The sequence below is a fragment of the Deinococcus psychrotolerans genome (assembly GCF_003860465.1).
GTDB lineage: Bacteria > Deinococcota > Deinococci > Deinococcales > Deinococcaceae > Deinococcus > Deinococcus psychrotolerans.
Genome location: NZ_CP034183.1, coordinates 2,304,108 through 2,327,289 on the forward strand (window position 1 = coordinate 2,304,108; position 23,182 = coordinate 2,327,289).

General features: G+C 59.1%; 24 protein-coding genes and 1 other RNA gene. 15 read left to right on the plus strand and 10 right to left on the minus strand.

What is annotated here, in order from left to right:
* Positions 1-94 precede the first annotated feature (94 nt).
* From EHF33_RS21330 to EHF33_RS11375, 4 genes are all read left to right on the plus strand, one after another.
* On the plus strand, positions 95-2,293 hold the full coding sequence (locus EHF33_RS21330; RefSeq protein ID WP_206431583.1) for a hypothetical protein: 2,199 nt from the start codon (positions 95-97) through the stop codon (positions 2,291-2,293).
* Positions 2,294-2,406: 113 nt separating this feature from the next.
* Positions 2,407-2,868, plus strand: coding sequence for a flavin reductase family protein (locus EHF33_RS11365; protein WP_124871480.1), 462 nt, complete (start codon positions 2,407-2,409; stop codon positions 2,866-2,868).
* 369 nt (positions 2,869-3,237) lie between these two features.
* Positions 3,238-3,903, plus strand: coding sequence for an RNA polymerase sigma factor (locus tag EHF33_RS11370; RefSeq protein WP_164473461.1), 666 nt, complete (start codon positions 3,238-3,240; stop codon positions 3,901-3,903).
* A complete protein-coding gene (locus EHF33_RS11375) occupies positions 3,900-5,141 on the plus strand; it encodes a zf-HC2 domain-containing protein (RefSeq protein ID WP_124871486.1) in 1,242 nt (413 codons plus the stop codon). Before EHF33_RS11370 ends, EHF33_RS11375 begins: the two co-directional genes overlap by 4 nt.
* A gap of 15 nt (positions 5,142-5,156) precedes the next feature.
* Here EHF33_RS11375 and EHF33_RS11380 read toward each other — a convergent pair whose 3' ends face one another.
* The 6 genes from EHF33_RS11380 to EHF33_RS11405 form a co-directional block, all read right to left on the minus strand.
* Complete coding sequence (locus tag EHF33_RS11380; RefSeq protein WP_124871489.1) at positions 5,157-5,780, minus strand: GNAT family N-acetyltransferase; 624 nt, start codon at positions 5,778-5,780, stop codon at positions 5,157-5,159.
* Positions 5,781-5,782: 2 nt separating this feature from the next.
* Positions 5,783-6,541 (minus strand): SIR2 family NAD-dependent protein deacylase, encoded by a 759-nt coding sequence (locus EHF33_RS11385; protein WP_124871491.1) that lies wholly within the window; start codon positions 6,539-6,541, stop codon positions 5,783-5,785.
* Complete coding sequence (locus EHF33_RS11390) at positions 6,538-7,026, minus strand: DUF3105 domain-containing protein (RefSeq protein WP_124871494.1); 489 nt, start codon at positions 7,024-7,026, stop codon at positions 6,538-6,540. Before EHF33_RS11390 ends, EHF33_RS11385 begins: the two co-directional genes overlap by 4 nt.
* 158 nt (positions 7,027-7,184) lie before the next feature.
* Positions 7,185-7,661 carry a type II secretion system protein gene (locus EHF33_RS11395; protein WP_124871496.1) on the minus strand — a complete coding sequence of 159 codons (477 nt, stop codon included), beginning with the start codon at positions 7,659-7,661 and terminating at the stop codon, positions 7,185-7,187.
* Positions 7,658-9,079: an O-antigen ligase family protein gene (locus tag EHF33_RS11400; RefSeq protein WP_164473462.1), complete on the minus strand. Its 1,422-nt coding sequence runs from the start codon at positions 9,077-9,079 to the stop codon at positions 7,658-7,660. Before EHF33_RS11400 ends, EHF33_RS11395 begins: the two co-directional genes overlap by 4 nt.
* A 75-nt stretch (positions 9,080-9,154) precedes the next feature.
* Positions 9,155-9,529: a type IV pilin protein gene (locus EHF33_RS11405; RefSeq protein WP_124871502.1), complete on the minus strand. Its 375-nt coding sequence runs from the start codon at positions 9,527-9,529 to the stop codon at positions 9,155-9,157.
* A 297-nt stretch (positions 9,530-9,826) separates the two neighbouring features.
* On the opposite strand from EHF33_RS11405, the gene ffs reads away from it, so the two are divergent.
* The 4 genes from ffs to lon all read left to right on the plus strand — a co-directional run bounded on the left by ffs (position 9,827) and on the right by lon (position 14,524).
* An RNA gene (ffs, locus tag EHF33_RS11410) (signal recognition particle sRNA small type) lies at positions 9,827-9,925 on the plus strand.
* A 75-nt stretch (positions 9,926-10,000) separates the two neighbouring features.
* Positions 10,001-10,609 (plus strand): ATP-dependent Clp protease proteolytic subunit, encoded by a 609-nt coding sequence (gene clpP, locus EHF33_RS11415; protein WP_124871505.1) that lies wholly within the window; start codon positions 10,001-10,003, stop codon positions 10,607-10,609.
* A gap of 70 nt (positions 10,610-10,679) precedes the next feature.
* Positions 10,680-11,882 (plus strand): ATP-dependent Clp protease ATP-binding subunit ClpX, encoded by a 1,203-nt coding sequence (gene clpX / locus EHF33_RS11420; RefSeq protein ID WP_124871508.1) that lies wholly within the window; start codon positions 10,680-10,682, stop codon positions 11,880-11,882.
* A 197-nt stretch (positions 11,883-12,079) separates the two neighbouring features.
* Positions 12,080-14,524, plus strand: a complete 2,445-nt coding sequence (lon, locus tag EHF33_RS11425; protein ID WP_124871512.1) for an endopeptidase La — start codon at positions 12,080-12,082, stop codon at positions 14,522-14,524.
* A gap of 127 nt (positions 14,525-14,651) precedes the next feature.
* On the opposite strand, the gene EHF33_RS11430 is transcribed toward lon, so the two are convergent.
* The 3 genes from EHF33_RS11430 to EHF33_RS11440 are packed head-to-tail and all read right to left on the minus strand — an operon-like array spanning position 14,652 to position 16,429.
* Positions 14,652-15,542, minus strand: a complete 891-nt coding sequence (locus EHF33_RS11430; protein ID WP_124871516.1) for a ribokinase — start codon at positions 15,540-15,542, stop codon at positions 14,652-14,654.
* Positions 15,539-16,078 (minus strand): nucleoside deaminase, encoded by a 540-nt coding sequence (locus tag EHF33_RS11435; RefSeq protein ID WP_124871519.1) that lies wholly within the window; start codon positions 16,076-16,078, stop codon positions 15,539-15,541. The genes EHF33_RS11430 and EHF33_RS11435 overlap by 4 nt, the downstream gene beginning before the upstream one ends.
* A gap of 9 nt (positions 16,079-16,087) precedes the next feature.
* A complete protein-coding gene (locus EHF33_RS11440; RefSeq protein WP_124871522.1) occupies positions 16,088-16,429 on the minus strand; it encodes a hypothetical protein in 342 nt (113 codons plus the stop codon).
* Positions 16,430-16,559: 130 nt separating this feature from the next.
* Here EHF33_RS11440 and EHF33_RS11445 point away from each other — a divergent pair, with 130 nt between their 5' ends.
* Positions 16,560-17,648, plus strand: coding sequence for a pyridoxal phosphate-dependent aminotransferase (locus tag EHF33_RS11445; protein ID WP_124871525.1), 1,089 nt, complete (start codon positions 16,560-16,562; stop codon positions 17,646-17,648).
* Between the two features lie 98 nt (positions 17,649-17,746).
* Here the strand turns inward: EHF33_RS11445 and EHF33_RS11450 are convergent, their stop codons facing one another.
* Positions 17,747-18,202, minus strand: coding sequence for a hypothetical protein (locus tag EHF33_RS11450; RefSeq protein WP_241191147.1), 456 nt, complete (start codon positions 18,200-18,202; stop codon positions 17,747-17,749).
* 121 nt (positions 18,203-18,323) lie between these two features.
* Between EHF33_RS11450 and EHF33_RS11455 the strand changes: the two genes are divergently transcribed.
* The 6 genes from EHF33_RS11455 (at position 18,324) to EHF33_RS11480 (ending at position 23,153) form a co-directional block, all read left to right on the plus strand.
* Positions 18,324-18,968, plus strand: coding sequence for a response regulator transcription factor (locus EHF33_RS11455; protein WP_124871528.1), 645 nt, complete (start codon positions 18,324-18,326; stop codon positions 18,966-18,968).
* Between the two features lie 28 nt (positions 18,969-18,996).
* Positions 18,997-19,206, plus strand: a complete 210-nt coding sequence (locus tag EHF33_RS11460) for a hypothetical protein (RefSeq protein ID WP_241191148.1) — start codon at positions 18,997-18,999, stop codon at positions 19,204-19,206.
* The gene (locus EHF33_RS11465; protein ID WP_241191149.1) at positions 19,203-20,072 is read left to right on the plus strand and encodes a serine hydrolase; all 870 of its coding nucleotides are present in this window, start codon (positions 19,203-19,205) and stop codon (positions 20,070-20,072) included. The genes EHF33_RS11460 and EHF33_RS11465 overlap by 4 nt, the downstream gene beginning before the upstream one ends.
* 192 nt (positions 20,073-20,264) lie before the next feature.
* Positions 20,265-21,146 carry a cytochrome c gene (locus tag EHF33_RS11470; RefSeq protein WP_164473464.1) on the plus strand — a complete coding sequence of 294 codons (882 nt, stop codon included), beginning with the start codon at positions 20,265-20,267 and terminating at the stop codon, positions 21,144-21,146.
* Between the two features lie 55 nt (positions 21,147-21,201).
* Positions 21,202-21,855 (plus strand): Rieske 2Fe-2S domain-containing protein, encoded by a 654-nt coding sequence (locus EHF33_RS11475; protein WP_124871534.1) that lies wholly within the window; start codon positions 21,202-21,204, stop codon positions 21,853-21,855.
* Positions 21,852-23,153, plus strand: coding sequence for a cytochrome b (locus EHF33_RS11480; protein WP_124871537.1), 1,302 nt, complete (start codon positions 21,852-21,854; stop codon positions 23,151-23,153). The genes EHF33_RS11475 and EHF33_RS11480 overlap by 4 nt, the downstream gene beginning before the upstream one ends.
* Positions 23,154-23,182 lie beyond the last annotated feature (29 nt).

The following is a 23,182-nucleotide window of genomic DNA, read 5'->3' on the forward strand; positions in this document are numbered from 1 at the left end:
AGCGGGCGGGGCGTGTATTCTTGTGCCGAGTACGTTATTCCGCACCCCACCCAAGCCTGTCCAAGCGCTGAAAAGTCGGCTTCACGGAGACTGCATGTCTGAACAAAATACGCTCCACAATACGGTCAAGAAAACCCGCCTTCCTTCCGCTGCTCTCCTGCTGGGCGCGGCCCTCTCGCTGGCGACCCTGGGCGCTCCCGCAGCACTGGCCCAGACCGGCGGGGTGCTGCCGCTGGCCTCGGTGGGCGAAAAATGGCCGATTGACATTGAAACTTACGTCATCCGGGTTTCTCCCCAAGACGCCTACAAGCCGATTGGTCTGGAAGTCTACAGCCCGACCCTCAACCTCTCGGATTATGCCGATGGCCGCAAAACCAAGGCTCAGGGCTACTTCGGCGATGAGCTGTACGGAAAAAATATCCAGTTCTCCACCACCTTCACCCTCAGTGGGACAAGCGGCACCGTGTTTGAGCGCAGCTTCGGCATGAACCGTGAGCACACCTGGGAAAGTTTGTGGGCCTCGGGCCTGCCCGCCGGAACGTACAACCTCAAGGTCAACAGCAGCGGCGACGGCAAGAACAGCTTCGCGCTGCGGGTGTCCACTCCTTTCACTCTGGAAACCAGCGACTTCACGGTCAACGCCCGCGACACCGAACAAAGCGATTTGCTGGTGGCCCGCCTGACCGTGCCCTCCGACTGGGTCGGCAAAACGCTGAGCGTCACCAACTACGACATCGACGGCCCCAAAGAAGCCCAAAACTGGGTGGTCGAGCCCGGCAACAAGCGCGTGGATTTGCCGAGCAGCGACAACGGCAAATATGCCACAGTCAAGTTCCCGATCACCGCCGCGTTGGTGGGCGAGTGGGCGGTCTATATCAAGGTGCTGCCCACCACCAAGCAGTATTCCAACGCTGTGACCTACAGCTTCAGACTCGACGACAAGCCGATCACGGCGCGGGTCGGTGGCTTTACGCCGCCCACCACCGCCAAAATCAGCAACCAACTGCTCGTGGACGTGGTTGACCCGCAGGGCAATCCGATTCCGGGGGCGAGTTACACCCTCAGCAACGACAACACCGTGCGCCCAACCTTGCCGAGCGGCTATGTTCCGGTCAGCGCCACCGTCTTGCAGGGCACCGGCAACGTGATTTCGTCCACCGAGCTGCGCTACACCCCCGGCAACGTCAAGCTGCGCTTCGTGGCACGGCCGCCTTACAAACTGCTCGTCGATGTGGTCGACCCGCAAGGCAAGCCGATTCCGGGTGCCAGCTACATCGAAGCCAAAGACAACTCGGTGCGCCCGGTGTTGCCCAACGGCTACGTGCCGGTCAGCGCCACTGTCTTGCAGGGCAGCGGCAATGTGGTGTCGCCCACCGAACTCCGCTACACGCCCGGCGACGTGAAGTTGCGCTTCGTGGCCCGCCCGCCGGAAGGGGCTTTGGCCGTCGATTCGGTGGCGATTTACGGCAGCCAGCGCATTCCGCTGACCGGCATTCCCTTCAACCTGGCCGGTAAGACCTACAGCACGCCCATCACCATGCCGCTGCGACCCGGCGATTACCCGATTGATCCCACCCAACTGGCCGGCAGCAGCGTCAACAACCCGCCGGTAGGCCGCGTGGTCGACGGCACCACCGGGCGCGTCACCATCGAGTACACCCCGCGCACCGAAGTCACGCTGCTGACCTCGCCCGACTTGCTGGGAGCCTGCGACGTGGCCCAGCTCACCGCCACTGCCAAGACCGACTTTCCCTACAAGTTGCCCGGCACCCTTAACCTCAACTTACCGGCGGGTTGGACTAGCGATTACCCGCTGACCCTGCGCGGCGATTTGTCTTCAGGCAATCCGCTGCGTCTCAAAGTGCCGGTTCGGGTTTGCCGCACCGACAGCGCCGAAGCGGTGCTCGATCCGGTTGGCCTGCGGACAACGGGTCAGGCCCGTGTGCGCAGTCCGGGCGGAGCCAACATCACCCGCAACGTGGAGCAGGGTGCGCGGGCGGGCGTAGCCAAGAGCATCGAGGCCAACGCGCAGGGCTACGTGGTCACGCTGCAAATCACGGCGGACAGCACCATCGATAATGTCCAGATCACCGATCCCTTGCCCACCAGCGGCTCGGCGGTGCGCGGCCCGCTGTCGGTGAGCGGCCCCAGCCTCGCCAACCTCTCGCCGCGTGTAGACGGCGACACCATCTTGCTGACCCGCGTGATTCCCGGCAGTTACACGCTGACCTACCAACTGCTGACCAGCTTGCCCGCCGAGCAGGTGCTGACCGCGCCGGATATTCGCTGGTAATCGCCGCTTAAGCCAATCTAAAAACGAAAAGACCTGCTCCTTAACTGGGGCAGGCTTTTTCTTTTGGCCAAGCTTTATTTGGTCGGAGGCTCAGGCGACGCTAGCATCAGCGCATGACTTTGCCTCCCCACGAGTTCCGTCAAACGCTGGGCCGTTTTGCCAGCGGCGTCACCATCATCACCGCCTTCCATGCGGGCGAAAAGCGCGGCATGACCGCCAACGCCTTTGTCAGCGTCAGCTTGTCTCCGCCGCTGATTTTGGTCAGCGTAGACAAGCGGGCCAGTATGCACGACGCGCTGGCCGAGGTCGAGCGGTTCGGCGTCAGCGTGCTGAGCACCTCGCAGCGGGCGTTGAGCGAGCATTTCGCGGGTAAGCCGCAGGGCGCTTCAGTGATCTGGTTTGACCACGAGGGCTTGCCGCTGATCGGCGGCGCGGTGGCCCAACTGGTTTGCCGCAAAGAGCGCACCATTGACGCGGGCGACCACACTTTGTACTTGGGTGAAGTGCAGTACAGCCGCTACACCGACGACGACCCGCTGGTTTACTTCCGGGGTGAGTACCACGAACTGAGCTGAAAACGGTGGGGGAGAGGGCCGCCTGACCAGATCTGAACTTACTTCAGTGTCGCCGCGGAAGCTGAAATCCCCGCTGAGCTGTCTTTCATGGTTTCGCTGGGATGGGCACTACTTTGGGCGAAGTCGACGCAAGCAAGTAAGGTGGTCAGGCTGCGAATGTTCAGGGTGACTCTCTTTGAGGCGGCACCGCTCGGCGTGGGGCAGAGAAAGGGAAAGGCTCAAGCAGCGCCTTTTAACTCTGAACTTTTGTTGGCGGCGGTGCGTACCTTGAAGTGAGGAGAACGCCTGATGCTGAGCTTGGCGACAAACACTCGGGGAGTGGCGCGGGCTGCTGCCTGGAATGCCGATTGTGGTGATACTTTGAAACCCATGCGGAGCGATGATGCGGCCAGAGCCGAAGCGGGGCCAGTCATCAGTAGTCCGGTCATCAGCAGTCCAGCCGCCAGTGACGCCGAGCTGATCGCCCGCTTTGCCCTGCGCGACGAAGCGGCGCTGGGCGAACTGTTTGACCGCTATCACGCCGCCGCGTACGGTTTGGCGCTCTACATCCTCAAGGAAAGCGCGACGGCGCAAGAAATCGTTCATGACTCGTTTTTGAAAGTCTGGGCAAAGCCTCAGCTCTTTGATCCGCAGCGGGCCGCCTTTTCCACGTTCATCCTGACGGTGGTGCGCCACGCGGCCATTTCCAAACTGCGCGGCGTGCGCTTTCACACTTCCTTGGAGGACGAGGAAGGCACACCGCTGCCGCTGGCCGACGAACGGGTGGACTTGCTCACGCAAACCGAGCAGCGCCAAGTCTCCGAGCGGGTGCAAGCGGCGCTCTCGGGTCTCAAGCCGCCCCAGCGTGAGACGGTGGAGCGGGCCTACTACAGAGGGCAAACCCGTGAGGAAATCGCGGCGGCCATGCAAGTGCCGGTGGGCACCGTTAAAAGCCGTCTCAAGTACGCGCTGGAACGCCTGCGCGGCGTGCTGAGCGAACAAGGGCTACACGACGCCGGAAATGTTGAGCTGGGAGGGGAGGTGGAAAGCCGATGAGTGAGCGAAAAAGAGCGTGCCAAGACTGCCAAGATGAACTGGACGCCGTTCTCATCGGTATTGCCGACGCCGACACCGCGAGGGCCGTGCGCCAGCACCTCACGGGCTGCCCCGATTGTGCCCGTCAAGCGGCTGAACTTCAGCAGGTGTTGGGCAGCTTGCTGACAGCCTTGCCCGCCGTGCCCATGCCGAGCGGGGCGCGTGAGCGGCTTCTGGAGAGCGCCCGTGCCCAGCCTCAAGCTCCGGTTGCCCAGTCTCAGCCTGCTGCTCGGCCAACACTGCCCAGTCGCACTCGGCCGCGACCGTTTTCACGCCGCTGGACACTCTCCCTCGCGGCGGGCCTGAGCGCGGCAGCGGCGCTGGCAGCGTTCCTCATCTGGCCTGCTGCTCAGCCGAGCGTCAAGCAAGCCGATGTGGTCATTAATGCGGGCGGCACCTTGATTTTGGCCCGCAGCGAGGCGATGAACTCCCCGCTGGTCATTCGCAGGGCTGATGGCAAGCTGAGCGGCGTGGCCGTCAAGCAGCCCCTCCCCGCTTGGTACACCGAGGGCGTCTATAGCGGCGGCAAAGCGTATCTTCTGGACGCCGCCAACGAGCAATTGGTGGTGCTCAACGTGACCAGCGGCAAAATCGAGCGCACCTATCCGGTTCCCGGCGGCGCGGCGGGGTTGGCGGTCAAAGACGGCAGCGTGTATGTCAAGTCGGCGGCCAGTGGCGAACTGCGAATCTTTAAGGGCGCGAGCTGCTACATCAATAAGCTTGCCAAACCCACCAAGATGCCTCAAGCCGACTATATGGACGCTGTGCTGCCGCTGCCGGAGCGGATTTTGGTCACGCAGCACACCACCGGAGAGATTTTTGCCCTCTCACCCGACGGTGAAAAAGTGCTGGCCGTCTACCCTGTGGGCGGCGCTCCGGTGGGCCTGCAAAGTTGGGAGGGTCAGGTTTTGGCGCTGGACGTACAGGGCCGTTTGCTGGAACTCGGCCTACAAGGTCAGGTGGAGCGCAGCCTCAAGGTGAGCGGCCACCCCGACAAAATCAGCGTGATGAAGGACAGAGCTTACCTGACTGATAGAGGCGGCATGGTCAGCGTGGTGGACTTAAAGACCTTCAAAGTCACTCAGCAGCGCATCTTCGGCAAGCCGATGGACATTGTGGCCATGCCAAACGGCCATTTGGCGCTGGCTGACGCGGTGCGCGGCCTGATGATACTCAACGCCGATTTGTCGGAATTGTAGGCAGCGAAGCGGGCTCTAGCGCAGGTCGTAGCCCAGTGTCCAAAAGCGGCCCTCGACTTTCTCCAGCTCGGTGAAGCCCAAGTGAAGATAAAAGGCGTGTGCTCTGGGATTGCCTGCGCCGACGCCCAGATGCACGCCCGGCACGCCCGCTCGCCGAAGAGCCGCCCACAGCGCTTCCATCAGAGCGCGGCCCAAGCCCTGCCCCTGAGCGCTGGGCAGCAAGTCAATGTGCAGGTGAGCCGGATACTGGCTGAGCCAAGCCGTGCTGGGCGCTGGGCAGCCCGCGTGAATCAGGCGGCGGGCCTGCGCGTCCTCACTTTTGTCGGTTTCAGGCAGCAGAGGATAAAGCGGGCGCAGCAGCGAAAACCACTTGGCCTCGCTTTCACGGGCAAAACGGGCACTGTCAGGCACGCCCAAAATGTAGCCTTCTACCCGCTCTGAGTCCTCCAGCACAAAGCAAAACTCCGACTCCAGCGCCGCGTATGGCCCGGCGTAGCGGTGTCCCAGCACCCAAGGGTCTTGGTAAAGCTTTACTCCATCACCGCCCGCGTCGGCTGTGCGTAAGCAGATGTCATAGATGGCGGCCAAGTCGGCGGGTGCGTAAGGGCGCAGTTTTAGGGGTCGTAATGGTTGGCTCATGCCTAGCCTTCCAACAGAGCAGGCAGCGCTTGGCTGGCCTTCAGGCGCAGCACGACACTGGCCCACTCGCTCAGCGGCGTGACATCGGGGTTGATTTCAATGATGCTGCCGCCGTTTTCAAGCGTCAGCAGCGCTAAACCGGCGGCGGGCTGCACCAAGCTGCTGGTGCCGATCACCAGGGCCACGTCTGCGGCTTCAAATGCCTTTTCAGCGCGGGCCAGTGCTTCGGGCGGCAGCCACTCGCTAAACCAGACTACGTTGGGGCGCATCCGTGAGCCGCACTTCAGGCAGATCGGCGGCGGCTCAAACGTTTCCGGCGCGGGAAGGGCTGCCAAGTGCTGGCACGTTTCGCAGCGGGCGTGGGTCAGGTTGCCGTGCAGTTCCACCAGTTGGCGGCTGCCCGCCCGCTGATGCAGGCCGTCTACATTCTGGGTGGCCAGTAAAAAGCCGTCTGGATGGCTGCTCTTGCGCCGCTCCAACTCGGCCAGTGCCATATGACCGGCATTGGGCTGGGCGGCCATCACGTCGCGGTACCGTCCGGCGTACCAATCCCATACTGTTTCGGGATCTTGCTGGTACGCCTCGGGGCTGGCCAAGTCTTCAGGGCGAAATCTGGCCCAGTGGCCGGTCTGGGCGTCTCTGAACGTGGGGATGCCGCTCTCGGCGCTGATGCCCGCTCCGGTGATGACGGCCACGCGCTTGGCAGCTTGCAGTAAAGTGCGGGCTTGTTCGAGCGCAGAGTTAGCCTGAGTTTCGGTCATTGGGTTCCCCCGTATCCGCCCGTGCAGGGCTGGCCCGCTTCCGGCACGCTTTTGGCATTGGCATAATCCTGCACGAAGCGGCGCAGGCGGCTGTCGCTCACGCTGTCGGCGCCGAGCTGAGCATTCCAAGCGGTGGCCATGATGGCGGCAGGCTGATCGGCCAGCGGTGAAAGCAGGGTATTGGGCTGAGCGCTGACGGCGTCTTTGAGTTTGCCGAGGTCGGCGGGGCTGAGGGTGGGCCAGTAGGTCAGCCACACTGCGCCGCGTGCCAAGCTATGCACCGCATATTCGGGATAAATCGGGGCGCTGTAGCTGCCGCAGGTCTGCCACAGTGGGCTGTAGGGGCCACCAGCTGGGGGCGAACGGTCATAGCCGATCACGCCGCTCCGCAGTTCGTTGCCTAGGTACGAAAACGTCTGCACGTCTTTGATCTGGCCAGAGCAGGCCGTCAGTAGCAGCAGTGGGAGAGCGGGAAGCGGGCGCATGGAGTGTAGGTTAACAAATGTGGGGAGTGGGGGTGGAGGAAGCCGTTTTTGCTGTTTGAGGGATTGAGCGTGAAGAGAAGTCTGCAAGAGAGAGGTAATCTCCACGAAAAAGCCCCGCTCTAAAGTAGCGAGGCTGAGGTCAGCGGAAGAAGAGCAAGTTAGGGAAGGTTACTACCGCCCCCGCCAGTGCTAGAGAAAGCGGTTGCGCCGGGTGCATCTTTGAAAAAGCCAGCTGGTGAGAGGGTGAAGACATGGCCGCCGCGACGATCCCAGACATCAATGGTGTAGTCGGAAACAATAGTGCCAGAAGTGCTGCGCTCTTTGACGAACATATCGGAGAAGGCGCAGGCTGCATTAACACCATCTGTTGAGCGACTAAGCTGGTTGCTTCCACTGCCAACCATCAAATAAGACTTAAAGTCCACTTGTGCGATGGCCTGCGCCGTCTGGAGACTTTTACCGCAGGCCTGGGCGCTGACATCGTAAGAGCGTTTATTGGCAGCCAGAACACCGGGGATCAGAACACTGGCAAGAATACCAATGATGGCAATCACGATCAGAAGTTCTATGAGAGTAAAACCTTCAATCTGCACTTCGTCCGGCGTCCTAATAGGAAGATCTGGATGGGTCTTCATAGTATCCTTTTCGAGACTGGTATCTCCGAGAGAGAAATTGAGGACTTGTGCTCTATGATGCACGTTTTCGGTGTTGCGTTATTTACGATCATTCCAAAAACAATGACTGCAATTCCCGTTACAGGGACGGTAATAAACCATGCTGCGAGGTAAACTCCGTAAGCCAAGACAGGTAAAAAGGCATAGATGAAGAAATTTCCCGAAAGTTTGTATAAATGAATGAGAACGGAAATAGCTAGAGCCAGAAAGAGAAGAATTCCCACCAAGCCCTGACCGTATGCAAGATCAAGATACCCACTGTGCGAGGAAAGGTAATTTAGGACAACTGGCTGCGTTTTTCCATTAGGAAGCTTGTAAGCAGCAGAATCATTCATCCTAACCATCTTCTGTCCGGGCTTTAATCCTAATTCCAGACGAAAGAGTTGATCTGCTTTGGCTTTTGGAAGATACGTAAACCAGTATTGGTTATAAGTTTGCGGCCCCCAGCCAAAGACTGGACGCGCTAGTGTCATTCTAGTTGCTGCTTCCCATAATAATAGCCTAGTAGAGAAAGTTATGGTGTTTTCAGCATCTTTGCTTTCGGATTTTACCCTAACCCATCCTATATTCTGGAAATAATTATTAACGGGTTTCAAGTATTGATAGGAGTTATAGGAAAGAATAGCTATGATCAAGATGATCAGGCTCTTCCATCTCAGTAATTTAAATTGTGTGAAGATAAGGATGCATATCGTTACAGCTAACGCAATTAAGGCGGTTGAATTGGTAGTGCATCCCAATCCTGCAACTGCCAAAGCAAATAAGGCAAAAAATTTCCAATTTGTATAGTCGCCCTTGAACCAGTAGAGAGGAAGTATAGCCAGCAATAAAAGTAGTCCCGCGAGCTGGCCACGGTGACTGACAGTAGCTGCCGGGAAAGAAGTCGAGAGGGGATGAAAGACGCTGGTAACGAAGTCCAAAGGCCTGAAACCAAGATACTCTACTATGGTTATGATATTAAGGACAATGATGAGGCTGATCAGTCCAAATCTTGGAACCTTAGGCCCAGTACTGTAAATCCAGAATGTTAAGCTCGCCAGGATAATAAACATGCCTCCTGTCTGAAAATTCTGGCTGCCGAACCAGGCGTGGCCCGGATCTGGCGAGAGCAACACTGACGGTACAACTGAGGCGATGAATGCCAGTAGGAAAAACACATATCTTGGTTGCCCCAAGAGAGCTTTGGGTAAGTCTAACAGACGGGCATCTTTCTGACTCGCCATCCTCACGACTGGCAAGATGGCTATAAATAATCCCAGAATGATCAGCCTTGGAACTACAAATATGGTGGCTGCATTCTCAAAAGGCCATAGCAAAATCCCATACAAAAATACGAAGATCGACAGCAGGTTCTGTTCTAAGGCGACATTGTTCTTCATATTCCTCTTTGAACTTTTCATACTAAAGAATAAAAAAGGCGACCTGATGGCCGCCTCCTTGCTAGTACGTTAGGTTTAGAAGCTAGTGGTCGCGCTCAGGCTGCTGGGAGTGACGGTGTACTCTTTGCTGCCACGTGAGTCTCGGATCGTGAAGCTGTAATCGTTCTGAGCAGCAGTGTTTTTAGAAGGGAGAGAGATCTTTCCATTGCTACAGGTCGAGTTAGCGCCGCTCATGGCCAGATCAACGACAGGGTAAGTCTGGTTGTCAATCTGCTGAATGGCCATTGCGGTCTGGAGGCTCTTGGCGCAGGACTGGGCACCCGTATCATAGGCACGCTTCTGAGCGCCCAGCAGGTTGGGGATCAAAACGGCGGCCAGGATGCCGATGATGGCGATGACGATGAGCAGCTCGATGAGGGTAAAGCCCTGGGTACGGTTCTTGTTATTCATGTTGTTCTCCTGGGTAGCGCTCGCAGAAAGAAAATTAAATGGCTGCGCTCGCCTGTTGCTATTGCGGCGGCGTCGGTGTCTCCTTCGCTGCTGAATGAATGGTAAACCGTGAGTTCTTACACAGCTCTTACGGTTTGGCTCGGCAGTGTGCGTTAGTAAAAATATGAGCTGAATGTCGTGCCAGAGCGAATTTTCTCTGAATTTGTTTCGATGTTTAGAGCGTCCAGGTAAAAAACTCTGACAGACGCCCCGTACCTCTACCCTCTATGCGCCCGAAGTGCTACACTGCCCTCCGCATTGCTGGCGTAGCGCAGCGGCGACGCCTGAATCTGGTCAGGGCCGGAAGGCAGCAGCCATAAGGGATGATCGCTGGGTGCCGTTACTCACCGGCAATGCTTTTTTGTTGCCAAATCTAGACCCAAGCAAAGCACCCCCTATCAGCGCACTTTCAAAAGCCTGAGCCGCGCTAGAATGCCCCGCATGAGTGTTATTCCCTACGTGATTGAGCAAACCGGACGCGGCGAACGGATGTACGACATCTACTCGCGCCTCCTCAAAGACCGCATCATCTTTCTGGGCACGCCGATTGATTCGCAGGTGGCCAACACCATTGTGGCCCAGCTGCTGCTGCTCGACAGCCAGAACCCGGAGCAGGAAATCCAGATGTACATCAACTGTCCCGGTGGCGAGGTTTACGCGGGCCTAGCGATCTACGACACCATGCGTTACATCCGCGCTCCGATCAGCACCATCTGTGTCGGCATCGCCATGAGCATGGGCAGCGTACTGCTGATGGCCGGAGACAAAGGCAAGAGACTGGCCCTCCCCAACAGCCGGATCATGATTCACCAGGGTTCCAGCGGCTTCAGGGGTAACACGCCCGACGTGGAAGTGCAGGCCAAAGAAACTTTGTATCTGCGCGATAAACTGGTGGATATTTACCACCAGCACACCGATTTGCCCAACGAAAAACTGCTGCGCGATATGGAGCGCGATTACTTCATGTCGCCGGAAGAAGCCATGAAATACGGCCTGATCGACTCGGTGATCGAAAGCACCCGCGAGCTGGAGCCGGTTTGAGCACGATTTTGATGGGGGCTGTGGTACAAGAAAGGACACCGTATGCTGGACAAACAACAGGTGAAGGAGAATGACCGTGTCTGATCGTTGTTCGTTTTGTGGGCGGAGCCATCCGCAAATTGCCCAGCTCATCGAAGCGCCGGGGCGCACCGCTTTTATCTGTAACGAGTGCTCGGAGCGTGCTTTTGATCTGGTCAAGCAGCAGCGCAAGGCGGGCGGCGAATTCAACCTCGACGAATTGCCCAGCCCCAAGGAAATCAAGGCGTACCTCGACGAGTACGTGATCGGTCAAGACGAAGCCAAAAAAGCGCTGGCCGTCGCGGTGGTCAGCCACTACCAGCGCCTGGCGCACCCGGATGTGGGCCTGCAAAAAAGCAACATTTTGCTGATCGGCCCCACCGGAACCGGCAAAACGCTGCTGGCCCAAAGCTTGGCCGAGATGCTGGAAGTGCCGTTTGCGATTGCCGACGCCACCACCCTCACTGAAGCGGGCTACGTCGGTGATGACGTGGAAAACGTGATTGTGCGCTTGCTGCAAGCCGCAGAGTACGACCCGGCGGCAGCCGAGCGCGGCATCATCTACATCGACGAAATCGACAAGATCGCCCGTAAGTCTGAAGGCACCTCGATTACCCGCGACGTATCGGGTGAGGGCGTGCAGCAAGCCCTGCTCAAGATCATTGAGGGCACCATTGCCCAGGTGCCGCCGCAGGGCGGGCGCAAGCATCCCCAGCAGGAACTGGTGCAGGTCAACACCAAGAACATCTTGTTCATCGTGGGCGGCGCGTTTGACGGCATCGCCGATATTGGCCGCAGCCGCACCAACGTGCGTGGCTTAGGCTTTGGAGCCGAGCACAAAGGCGACGAAAAGGCCGAACTCCGATTCATGCCCGAAGACTTGGTCAAGTTCGGTTTGATTCCCGAATTCGTGGGCCGCCTGCCGCTGGTGGTGCAGCTTCAAGACCTCGACGAAGACGCACTGATCCGCATCTTGACCGAGCCGCAGGGCGCGATCATCAAGCAGTATCAGGCCCTCTTCGGTTTTCAGAACGTCGACTTGAGCTTCACCGAGTCGGCGCTCAAAGAAGTCGCCCACCGCGCCGCCGAGCGCAAGACCGGAGCGCGTGGACTGCGGGCCGTATTGGAAAAATCCATGACCGACTTGTTGTTCGAGTTGCCGCTCGAATCGTTGAAAAAAGTAACCTTTGACGCTGAAAATATAGATGAGCCGCTCAAGGTACTTGAGTCTAAGGGACTCAAGAAGTCTGCATAAAACAAAGCAGTTTAGGTTACAGCGTCCTTCCAACTTGCCCGTTAGACTTTCGGCATGTTGGGGGGCGTATTCTTTTTTCTCAGGGCCGAGCTTGCGCTGAGGATGCGCCTAATAAAGAGAAACTTTCCTCCGTTTTTGCCAGCCGAATTTCGCGTCAGCGGAGTTCAGGGGCCGAGTACGGCGCTTAAGGAGCAAACATGATCTGGGAACTTCCCGTTGTCGCACTTCGAAATATGGTCATCATGCCGGGCGTCACCCAGAATATCGACGTGGGCCGCCCCAAGAGTAAACGCGCTGTAGACGAAGCGCAGGGCGCAGACCGCCGCGTCTTGGTGGTTACTCAGCGCGACGCCACCACCGACGACCCGATGCCCGCCGAGCTTCATGACATCGGCACGCTGGCCGTCATCAAGCAGGTCGTGCGTTTGCCCGACAACACCTATCAGGTTTTGGTCGAAACGCAGGAGCGCGTCAAGATGCTTGAGCAGGTGCCGGGCAGCTACCTGCGGGTGCGCGTCGAAACCCTCGACAAGCAGCCGGGCAACCCCGACGAGCTGCGGGTCATCATTCAGGAAACCAAATCGGCGTTCGAGGAATATCAGCGCCAGAACAAAACCCTGCGGCTCGACAACTACCAGCTCGAAGGCATCAAGACCCTCAGTGACGCCGGAACATTGGCCGACCAGATCGCCCACCACGCCACTTGGACCTTGGAAGAAAAGCAGGCGGTACTGGACGCTGGTGCTGAGCAAGTGCGCCTCACCTTGGTGTTGCAAAACCTGACCCGCGACCTCGAGCGCTTCAATATGGACAAGAAAGTGGCTGGGCGCGTCAAAGAGCAGATGGACGCCAACCAGCGCGAGTATTACCTGCGCGAGCAGATGAAGGCGATTGGCAAAGAACTCGGCGGCGGCGAAGAAGGCCCCGCCGAAGTCGAAGCCCTGCGCGAGAAAATTGAAGCGGCGGGAATGCCCGACGAAGTCAAGGAAAAAGCCTTCAAGGAACTGGCCCGCTTGGAGCGCACCCCCGGCGGCAGCCCCGAAGGCACTGTGGTCAGGAATTACATCGATTGGCTGACCGACGTGCCGTGGAGTAAGCGAGACGAAGAAATTCTGGACATCGTCCGCACTCGCGACATTCTCGACGCCGATCACTACGGCCTAGACGACGTCAAAGAGCGCATCTTGGAATTCTTGGCGGTGCGTCAACTCACCCATAAACCCGATGAAGTGGACGCTGAGGGCAACAAAAAGCAGCGCACGGCGGAAGAGCGCATTGAAGACTCCGAGCTGCGTGCTCCGATTCTGTGCTTGGTCGGCCCTCCCGGCGTCGGCAAAACCTCGCTGGGCAAGAGCATTGCCCGCAGCCTCAACCGTAAATTCGTGCGAATGGCGCTGGGCGGTATGCGCGACGAAGCCGAGATTCGCGGCCACCGCCGGACCTACATCGGTTCAATGCCGGGCCGGATTATTCAGGGCATGAAAAATGCCAGCGTGGTCAACCCGATCATGCTGCTCGACGAAATCGACAAGATGTCGAGCGACTGGCGCGGCGATCCCAGCAGCGCCATGCTGGAAGTGCTTGACCCCGAGCAGAACCACACCTTCCAAGATCACTATTTGGAAGTGCCGTATGACCTCTCGCAGGTGATGTTCATTACGACGGCCAACAGCCTTCAGACCATCCCGCGTCCACTGCTCGACCGCATGGAAGTCATTCAGATTCCCGGTTACACCATGCCGGAGAAGCTGCAAATCGCCAAGCGCTACCGCCTGCCGCGCCAGTTGCGTGGACACGGTTTGGAAGGCCGCATGGAAGTCACCGACGCCGCGCTGCAACGCATCATCGAGGAATACACCATGGAAGCGGGCGTGCGCAACGTGGACAGGATGCTCAGCAAGCTGGCCCGCAAAGCCGCCCGCGAGCTGCTGGAAAAACCCTGGGAAGGTGTCAAGACGGTGGACGCCGAGCAAGTGCCGGATTACCTCGGCATTCCGATGTTCAAGCCTGACCGAATGGAAAAAGAAGCCCAAGTCGGTGTGGCGCAGGGCCTCGCGTGGACTTCGGTGGGCGGCACCATGCTGGTCGTCGAAGCGCTGGCGACCCCCGGCAGCGGTAAAATCATCATGACCGGAAGCTTGGGCGATGTGATGAAGGAATCGGTGCAGGCCGCTGTCGCTTACCTGCGCAAGCACGCCACCGAGTACGGCGCAGACCCTGAGTTCTACAAAAACACGGATCTGCACGTTCACTTCCCCGACGGCGCGACGCCCAAAGATGGCCCCTCGGCAGGCATCACCATTGCCACCGCCGTGATCAGTGCCATCACCGGACGCCCCGCCCGTATGGACATTGCCATGACCGGCGAGATCAGCTTGCGTGGCCGCGTCCTCCCTATCGGCGGCGTCAAGGAAAAACTGCTGGCAGCCCATCAGGGCGGCATCCGCGAAGTGATCGTGCCCAAAGACAACGAGCCGAACTTGCAGGACTTGCCCGACAGCATCCGCAACGAAATGACCATCCACACCGCTGCCAATGTGGGCGAAGTGCTGGAACGGTTGTTGCTGGCCGCCCCCGTGCAGCCGGTTTCGCCGCCTCCCACGCTGAGCAAGCCCGCCAGTCAAGCCGGAGCATCGAGCTAGAGCGCTGCTGCAAAATAAATCTGCTCCCCTGTCTGCGTGGCGGGGGAGTTTTTTCATGGCACGGCACCGCGGAATTTGGTGATGTAAGAAAGCCGAGCCTGTGAAGCAAGGCAAAGCCTCACCCAGCTCAGCCCGCCAAAGCTCCCTCGATCTCCGAGCGTGTAGGCATGGCCGCCTGCGCTCCCAGTTTGGTGCAGGCCAGCGCTCCGGCCACGCCCGCCGCCTTCAGCGCTTCGGGCAAATCGGAGCCTCCACAGAGCCACGCTGCCAGCACGCCGCAAAACGTGTCTCCCGCTCCGGTGGTGTCCACCACTACGACTTTGTGGGCGGCCTGCCTGAATAGGCCTGCTGGTGTGATTGCCAGTGACCCGCGCCCACCCAGCGTGACGATCACCGCCCCCACACCGCGCTCCAGCAGCGAGCGGGCTGCCGATTCTTCCTGACCTTCTGCTGTACCCGCCAGTTGCGCCAGCTCATGTTCGTTGACGATCAAATAGTCCAGCAGCGGCCACAAGTTATTGCTGAATTCGTGGCTGGGCGCGGCATTGAGCAGCACCTGCACGCCGCTTTGCTTGGCTTTCTGAGCGGCGGCCAGCACCGTTTGGGGCGGGATTTCTTGCTGCATCAGCAGATGATTGAAGTTGGAAAAGTCGGCGGGCAAATCCTCAGGACTCAAACGGGCGTTCGCGCCGCTCGCCACCGTGATGCTGTTTTCGCCGTCATCTGAAATGGTAATCAGGGCAATGCCGCTGGGCACCGTCAGCTCGCGTAAATGCTGGAGGTCAACGCCCGCCGAGCGCAGCGCCTCACGCGGCACCGAGGCGAACGTGTCACCCCCCACCGCGCCGCAAAACGCCGTCGCCGCGCCTGCCCGCGCCGCTGCTACAGCTTGGTTGGCTCCTTTGCCACCCGCCTGCACCTCGGCGTCTCCGCCCAGCACCGTTTCGCCGGGCAGCGGAGCGCGGCGCACCCGCACCAAAATGTCAGTGTTGGCGCTGCCGACGACCAGAACGCTCATTTCACGCCTGCCGTTTCCTCTGGGTAGCGCCCTCGCCACAGCGCCCAACCCTCGTCGGGAAAAGCGCGTTTGGCTTCTGGCGCAAAGAGAACTGCGCCCTCACGTTCCAGATCGGCGTCGGGACAAGCGATCACTTCGGTTTCTTTCATGGCCGGGTGATCGGCCCAGGCAATCAGTCGTCCCGACCCGCCCCAAGCGTCGTCGGTTGCCCACACCACGCGGCCCACCTGAAGCAGCGCCGCTGCCCCGCCGCACATCAAGCACGGTTCCAAGCTGGTGTAGAGGGTCAACGTTTGGGGGTCTTCGAGTTTGCCCGCCTGAAAGAAAATGTCCATTTCGGCGTGTGACACGCTGGCGTCTCCGACGTGCTCGGCACTTTGCGCTTCGCCGACGCGGTTGCGGCCACGGTAAAGGATCTCGCCGTCTGCGCCGACCAAAACTGCACCGACCGGCGAACTTCCAGCGTCCGACGCTTGGCGGGCCAAATTCAAGGCTTCTTGCAAATAACGGCGGTGCGGTTGTTGGTGAAGAGTCATGGCTTCAGTTTAAGAAAGTGGCGGCTCCTGCGGCTCCGTTTCTAAAGCATCGGGCAATGCCTCCGGCTCTGCGGCCAAGTCCACCACCGTCAGCGAGCGCAAGGTTTCGCCTTGGTGCCAGCCGTATTCGGGAGATTCAAAGCCCAGACCCTGCGCGACGGCCTCAGCGGTGGCATGGTCAGGTTCGCTGTCCAAGCTGAACAGCAAGAATTTGGAGCCGCCGGGGGCAATCCGGCAGTACAGATCTTCACCGATCTGGATTTGTTGGGTGCGGCTCAGTTCGCGCGAACGCTGCTGGGCGCGGCGCAAAACGTCACGGATTTTGACGGTATCGGTGGGAGGCAGGGCCATGCTCTTAGGGTAGCGCGGCGGCGCGGCTGTTCATGATTGCGGGCATGAGTGTGGACGAGAGTACGGGCATCCCGGATTGACCCTGAGCTTACCGGCTGAAGTTACCAGCGCAAAGGGTTATAACCGTGTCATGACTTCTACTCCAATGCTGCCCGCCTCCGCCCTCTCTGGCGTGCGCCAAGTGGTGCGCCGCACTCCGGCTTACCCGTTTACGCCGGTCAGCGCGGCGATCAAGCTCGATCAAAACGAAAGCGCTCTAGATTTGCCCGCCGAACTGCGCGACCTGGCTTTGCAGCGCCTCGCCCACACAGAATGGAACCGCTATCCCGATTTGCACGCCGACACCCTGCGGGACAAAATCGCCGAGTTTGAAGACTGGAACCCTGACGGCGTGGTGGTCACGCCCGGCAGCAACGTGCTGATCAAGCTGCTGACCGAAATGGCAGGTGTAAATCAGCGGGTGCTGAGCGTACAGCCCAACTTTTCGGTCTACGGTCTGGAAGCTAGCATGCTCGGCGCGACCCTACTGCAAGTGCCGCTGAAGCCGGATTTTTCGCTGCCGGTAGAAGGCTTGGTAGCGGAGTTGCAAAAAGGTGGGCCGGGCCTTTTGTTCGTCACCCAGCCGCACGCCCCCACCGGGCACCTCGACGCCGAGAGCGACGTGAAAGCCGTTTTGGACGCTGCCGGAGACGACTGGGTCGCGGTGCTCGACGAAGCTTATTACCAGTTTGCCGACTCGGATGGCCGCGCATTGGTCGCAGAGAGGAGCAACCGCATTTCGCTGCGAACGTGTAGCAAAGCTTGGGGGCTGGCGGGCCTGCGCCTCGGCTACGCGCTGACTTCGCCCGAACTCGCTCAGAACCTGCAAAAGTTGGTCAGCGCTTTCAATATCAACATCCTGACGCAAACGGTGGCGATGACCGCCTTAGAGCACCCCGAGTACATGCGCCAGCGGGTGGCCCAGACCGTTCAGGAACGCCAGCGCATCTTGGCCGCGCTTCAAGGTCATCCGGTGTATACGGGGCTTCCCTCGCAGGGCAATTTCTTCTTACTCAAAACGCCTGACGCCGCTGCCGCGTATCAGCACCTGCTCTCACGCGGCCTCTTGGTGCGCCGCCAGGACGGAATGCCGATGCTGGAAGGCTGCTTGCGAATCGGTATCGGCACGCCCGAGCAAAACAGCGCTCTGCTGGCGGCTTTGGCAGAGGTTACAGGGTAAATTACAGGGAAAAGCTGATCCTCTAGCAGGGGGAGGGTGGGAGGCGTCAACAGTGTGACTGACGCCTTCCACCCTCCCCCCTTTTTCTTCCTGCCGCTCTAACGCTGGCTGAAATCGGGAATCAATAAGGTCTTCAGCGCGTCGTTGCCATTGAAAACAGGGAAAAGTATTTTTTGGACATACGAATTGACCACCGCGTCATGCACGCTGGGCGGCAGTTTGTTGGTCGGGTACTGGTTGTCTGTTCCAATCGGAAAACCGAGTGCCAAGCTGCTGACCAACACCAAGCCGGCGATCAGGCCGCCGAGTGCGCCCAGCGCGATATGCCATGTTTCGAGCGCGGGGCCGATCAAGCGCTGCGAGAACCAGGCCACCCCGAAACCCAAAACCAGCGCCAGCACCAAAGCGGGCCAGCCATGAAGGAAAAAGTTGCTGACAAAGCAAACCGCCACGACGCCTAAGCCCCAGGCCAAGCCCGCCAAGCCGCGTCTGGCTCCCAGCGCTGCCGTGAGGGCCAGCAGGGTTACGAGCAGGGCGTCAAACCAAGTAATCACGGCCCAAGTTTAGGGCATCTTTTCTTGCAACAGGGTCACAGGCCCGCTCGGTGCTTGGGCTTACGCTGGCTCAGTGAGGTTGCCCGCACTGCCAGAGCCGCCGCCGCCGTAGACTGCGTCCATGATTCGCGTCTTGATCGCCGATGACCATGCCCTCTTTCGCCAAGGACTCCGCAGCCTCTTAGAGAGCGAGGGAATGCGGGTGATTGGCGAGGCGGCCAACGGACGTGAGGCCATTCGCTTCGCCGCTGAAACCCATCCCGACGTCATTTTGATGGACATTCAGATGCCGGAACTCGACGGCGTGAAAGCCACCCAGAACATTCTGGAAATCGACGCCAATGCCCGCGTCATCATCATCACCATGTACCGTCAAGACCGTTACGTGTTCGAGGCGGTCAAAGCGGGCGCACGCGGCTACATTCTCAAAGACGCCGACGCGGCCACCCTGATTGACGCCATCGAGCGGGTCGCGGGGGGCGAAGCGCTGCTTGACCCCGACATGGCCCAAAACGTTCTAGACGACTTCCGCGACAAGCGCGAAGTGCTGCCCAGCGGCAAACACGCCGATCTCAACGAACGCGAGACCATGATTCTCAAGCTGCTGGCACAGGGCTTTTCCAACCAGGAAATTGCCCTCCGGCTCGACATTTCCGAAAAAACTGTTCGCAACCGCTTGTCAGAAATCTTTACCAAGTTGCAGCTCAACAACCGCACCCAGGCCGCGCTCTACGCCATTCGGGAGGGCATCGCCAACCTTGAGTAGGCGTACAGCCGCACCGAAAATTACGGCTGTGCCGCAAACGTATGTCGCCGGATGCACCCGCACCTGGTCTATTGCTTCAGCCGAGCCGGATTTGGCTTACACCGCTCTGGAGTTTCCCGAATGTCCGGCCTGTCCGCACCACGTCACGCCCGACGGTGGCCCCGACTTTTGTACCCTCAGACCGCAGAGCGCTCTACACCCTTTTGCGGCGCTGGCTAAGTTCAAATTGCCGCTGTGACCCCAGAGTCTGTGACTTTAGGGCAAGCTTTCTTGGAGCAACTCCGCGCCCAGAGCTACGGCGGCGAAGTTGGCTTGGCTATCAGCACGCTGGAAGGGGAGGTGCTGGTCTGCTTGAACGCCGAGCGGGCCTTTCTGTCTGCCAGCACCATCAAAGTGCCGCTGCTCTTGCTGGCTTTGGAGCGGGTGCAAACTGGACAGCTCCGCCTCAACGAGCGCCACACCCTGAAACCCGCAGACCGGGTGGGCGGCGCAGGGATACTTCACGAACTCGGTGCGGGCCTCGAACTGAGCCTGGAAGACCTGCTGACCCTGATGATCATCGTCAGTGACAACACCGCCACCAATATGGTCATCGACTTGCTTGGCGTGGACGCGGTTAACGCTTGGCTCTTTGAGCGCGGCTGCCGGCAGACCCGTTTGGTGGGCAAGCTGCAACTGCCCCCAGAACAGCAGAACGCCGCCCAGCTTCTCGGCGAGCGCAACCGCACTTCGGCGGCTGAACAAGCGGAGCTGCTGCTCGGGCTGTGGCAGGGCCAGCGCCTTGAACCGCCTGTGCGCCAATTGGCCCTTTCTATCCTGGGACGCCAGCACTACCGCGACATTTTGGGCCGCTCGCTGCTCCGACACGCCGCCAACTCTTCCCGCTACCAGACCTATACCAAGAGCGGCGAACTGCTGGGTGTGCATCACGATGTGGGCCTGCTGCTGCTGCCGAGGCCGCTGTGTGTGGCGCTGCTGAGTGAAGGCGGATCAGACCGGCGCGAGCATCCTGAAAACCAAGATACGCTTGTACTCTCAACTACACTTTTCCCGCTGCTGGCCGCACTCGGCGGCCTTGATCAGGGTATCAGCGGGGACATTTAGGACGCCTTATGTTCTGTACATTAAGTGGACGCTAAGTCGCGCTTTTCGGGGGTTTTCCCTTTGCTCTTGCTCGGCGGCTGGGCGCATGGTCAGCGCCTCTCAAGGAAGGCCCTCCATGATACGCTAAGGCAGATTTTAGGCTCAGTATTCAGACAAGCGCAGGGCCATTTCGCTGATGAGGGAGAACGTAACGTGGAACGGAATGACGCAGTAATGCCCTCGGTTGCGATTGTGATCGCGGCCATTTTATGGATTGTTTTGTTGTTTCTTTTCAACAAAGAAACCGCCCCAGAGCCGATCAAGATTGATCCGGCCATCACCGCCGCCGCCGCCAAAGAATGGCCGACGGTCGGCAAGAAGATTTTTGAGCAGGGCAACGCGGCTACGGGAGCCACTGCCTGTGCAGGTTGTCACGGCCTGAATGGTCAGGGCGGTGTGGGCCCCAAACTCGCCGGGCAAGAAACCATCTTGCAAGACCCGGTGCTGGTGCATACCCGCGTGGTCAAAGGCAAGGGAGCTATGCCGGCTTTTGAGGCCAGCCTCAAGGACAACGAAATCTACGCCGTCACCAACTACGTGCTGAACTCTTGGGGCAACAAAGCTGAACTGGTGACGCCTGCTGTGGTTGCGGCTTCTGCCAGCACCATCAGCCCGGAAGTCCTCAAGAACCGTTCGCGCTTTGTGCCGGAAGAAATCAAGTTGCCGGAAATCACGCTCGTGACCTTTATCTTGCTGTGCCTGACTTACGGCATTATTGGCCTGTACAGCGTGTGGGCTGAGGGGCAGGAGTTAAAGCCCGGCATTCACAAAACCCGCAGCACCCCACTCTCGGTGCTGGCGATGGTCTCCACCCTGATCGGTGTGGTGGTGTTCGGTATTTTGTTCGCCCGCCTGATTATCAGTGATTGGTACGGCTGGGCTGCCGATCCGGTCGTCAAACCCGACGTGACCGGCGAAGGCTTTTACGCGGCGATGGTCGTGATCTTGCTGGGCGTGGCAGCGGGCCTCTACAAGAAATACTTCATGGACAGCGAAGTGCTGGTCGAAGATTCCAGCGGTGAGTTTCCGTGGTAAGTGTGGCTGCGGCGAGTGCTGAAGCAAAAGTGAATAAAGCGGTGGTGACGAACTTATGACCAAATACAGACGTGCAGACCCCGAAATTTCTCGGCGCAAGTTCATCAACGTGGCGCTCGGCACTGCCGGCGCAGTGGGCGGCCTCGGCCTCGTCACAGCGCTGGCGGGCGTGCGGCCTCCCAACCGAATCACGGCGGGAAAAGTTCCTGCCATCGAGGGCGACATCTTGGTGTACGCCGAGGGATCCCAAAGCGGTCAGCCAATTAAAACCAGTGATCTGAGTGACAAGATCACCCGCGCTTGGCCGCAAGGCAAAGACAAAGACGGCAAGCCGGTCATCAAAAAAGATGAACCCAACAACTTGTTGATTGTCTTCAAGTTTCCTACTGCTGAGATCGTGGCTCCCACTGACCTCAAAGGCGTGCAAGACGGCGTGGTGGCCTACAGCGGCATTTGCCAGCACCTCGGATGCCAAGTCGGCGACAACCCCTCTAAACCTGAAACTATTTTGTGTCCTTGCCACTCCGGCGCGTACGACCCGCGTGCAGGCTGCAAGGTGATCGGCGGGCCACCGCCCAAGCCGCTGCCGCAGTTGCCGATCAAGCTTGACGCGGGCGGTGTGATGGCGACCGGCTCACTGAGCGGGCCTTACTTTGGATTGACCGAGAGCGATTGGAAGTCGCTTCTCGAGGAGGCGAAGACGATATGAACCAATGGCTCGACGAGCGGCTTCACATTTCGCGCTTAAACGATAAGTTTTTGCGTAAAGCCTTCCCGGTTCACCACAGCTTCTTCTTGGGTGAAATTACGCTATTTTCCTTAATCGTGCTGATCTTGACCGGCGCAATTCTGGCGCTGTTCTACGAGCCCAGCACCATCTTGGTCAAAAACCCGATGGATCCCACCTCAGCCAACTTGGTGCCTGCTGCGTGGGCCAGCGCCATCAACATCAATGCCATGCCGTTCGGCGACATGCTGCGCCGGATGCACCACTGGATGGCCAACTTGATGATGGGCGCGGGCCTGATGCACATGATGCGTATTTATTTCACCGGCGCTTATAAAAAGCCGCGTGAAATCAATTGGTGGATTGGCCTTCTCCTGATCATCTTCACCGCCCTGACCGCCGTGACGGGTTACAGCCTGCCCTACGACAACTTTGCCTTCACCACCCTGAAAGTGGTCGTGGGTATCGCCTCCAGCATCCCTTGGATCGGCGAGTGGGTCGGCCAAGCCGCCTTTGCGGGCAAGTTCCCCGGCCCCGGCATCATCTCGCGGGTCTACGGCTACCACATCATGTTGCTGCCTGGTATTTTGCTGGCCCTGACTGGGGCGCACATGCTGCTGATGATCAAGCAGAAGCACACCCAGCCCCGCTACGCCAAAGAGCTGGCGTATAAGAAGATCGTGGGCGTGCCGCTGATTACCCAGCAGACCCCCATCATGCTGATGCTGGCGCTGATCTTTACTGGCTTGGTGATGTTGTTCGCCGCCTTCATTCCGGTTCACCCGGTTGAAGTCTTCGGGCCGCCCAGCAACCAGTCGCCCATCGTCAAGCCGGACTTTTACCTGCTGTGGGTCTTCGGCATCCTGGCGATCTTGCCGGGCAGCTTAGAGTTCAACTTGTGGGGCGGAGTCTTCAACGCCGAGTTCTTCGGTGCGCTGGTAATGCCGGGCATCATCATCGGCTTGCTGTTCGCCATTCCGCTGATTGACCGCAGCAGTGAAAACCAGTACTACGCTGAAAATCCCACCGATTATCCGGTCAGGTTGGGGCTGGGGATCGCCTTCTTCGTGATGATCGCGGTGTTCAGTGTCGCGGGCTATAGGCCAGAGCTGGTGCTGTCGGGCGTGCTCAAAGAATCCAGCGCCAACTTGATTTTGTGGATTCTGGCTATCGTGTTGCCGATCATCAGTTACTTCGCCGTCATTGGCATCGTGCGCGGTATTCGTAAGCTGCGCGAGGCCGATGAGCGCGAAATGCGTCAGGCTGCTGCTGACGACTGAGCTACTCGACTGAGCGAGCCACTCAACTG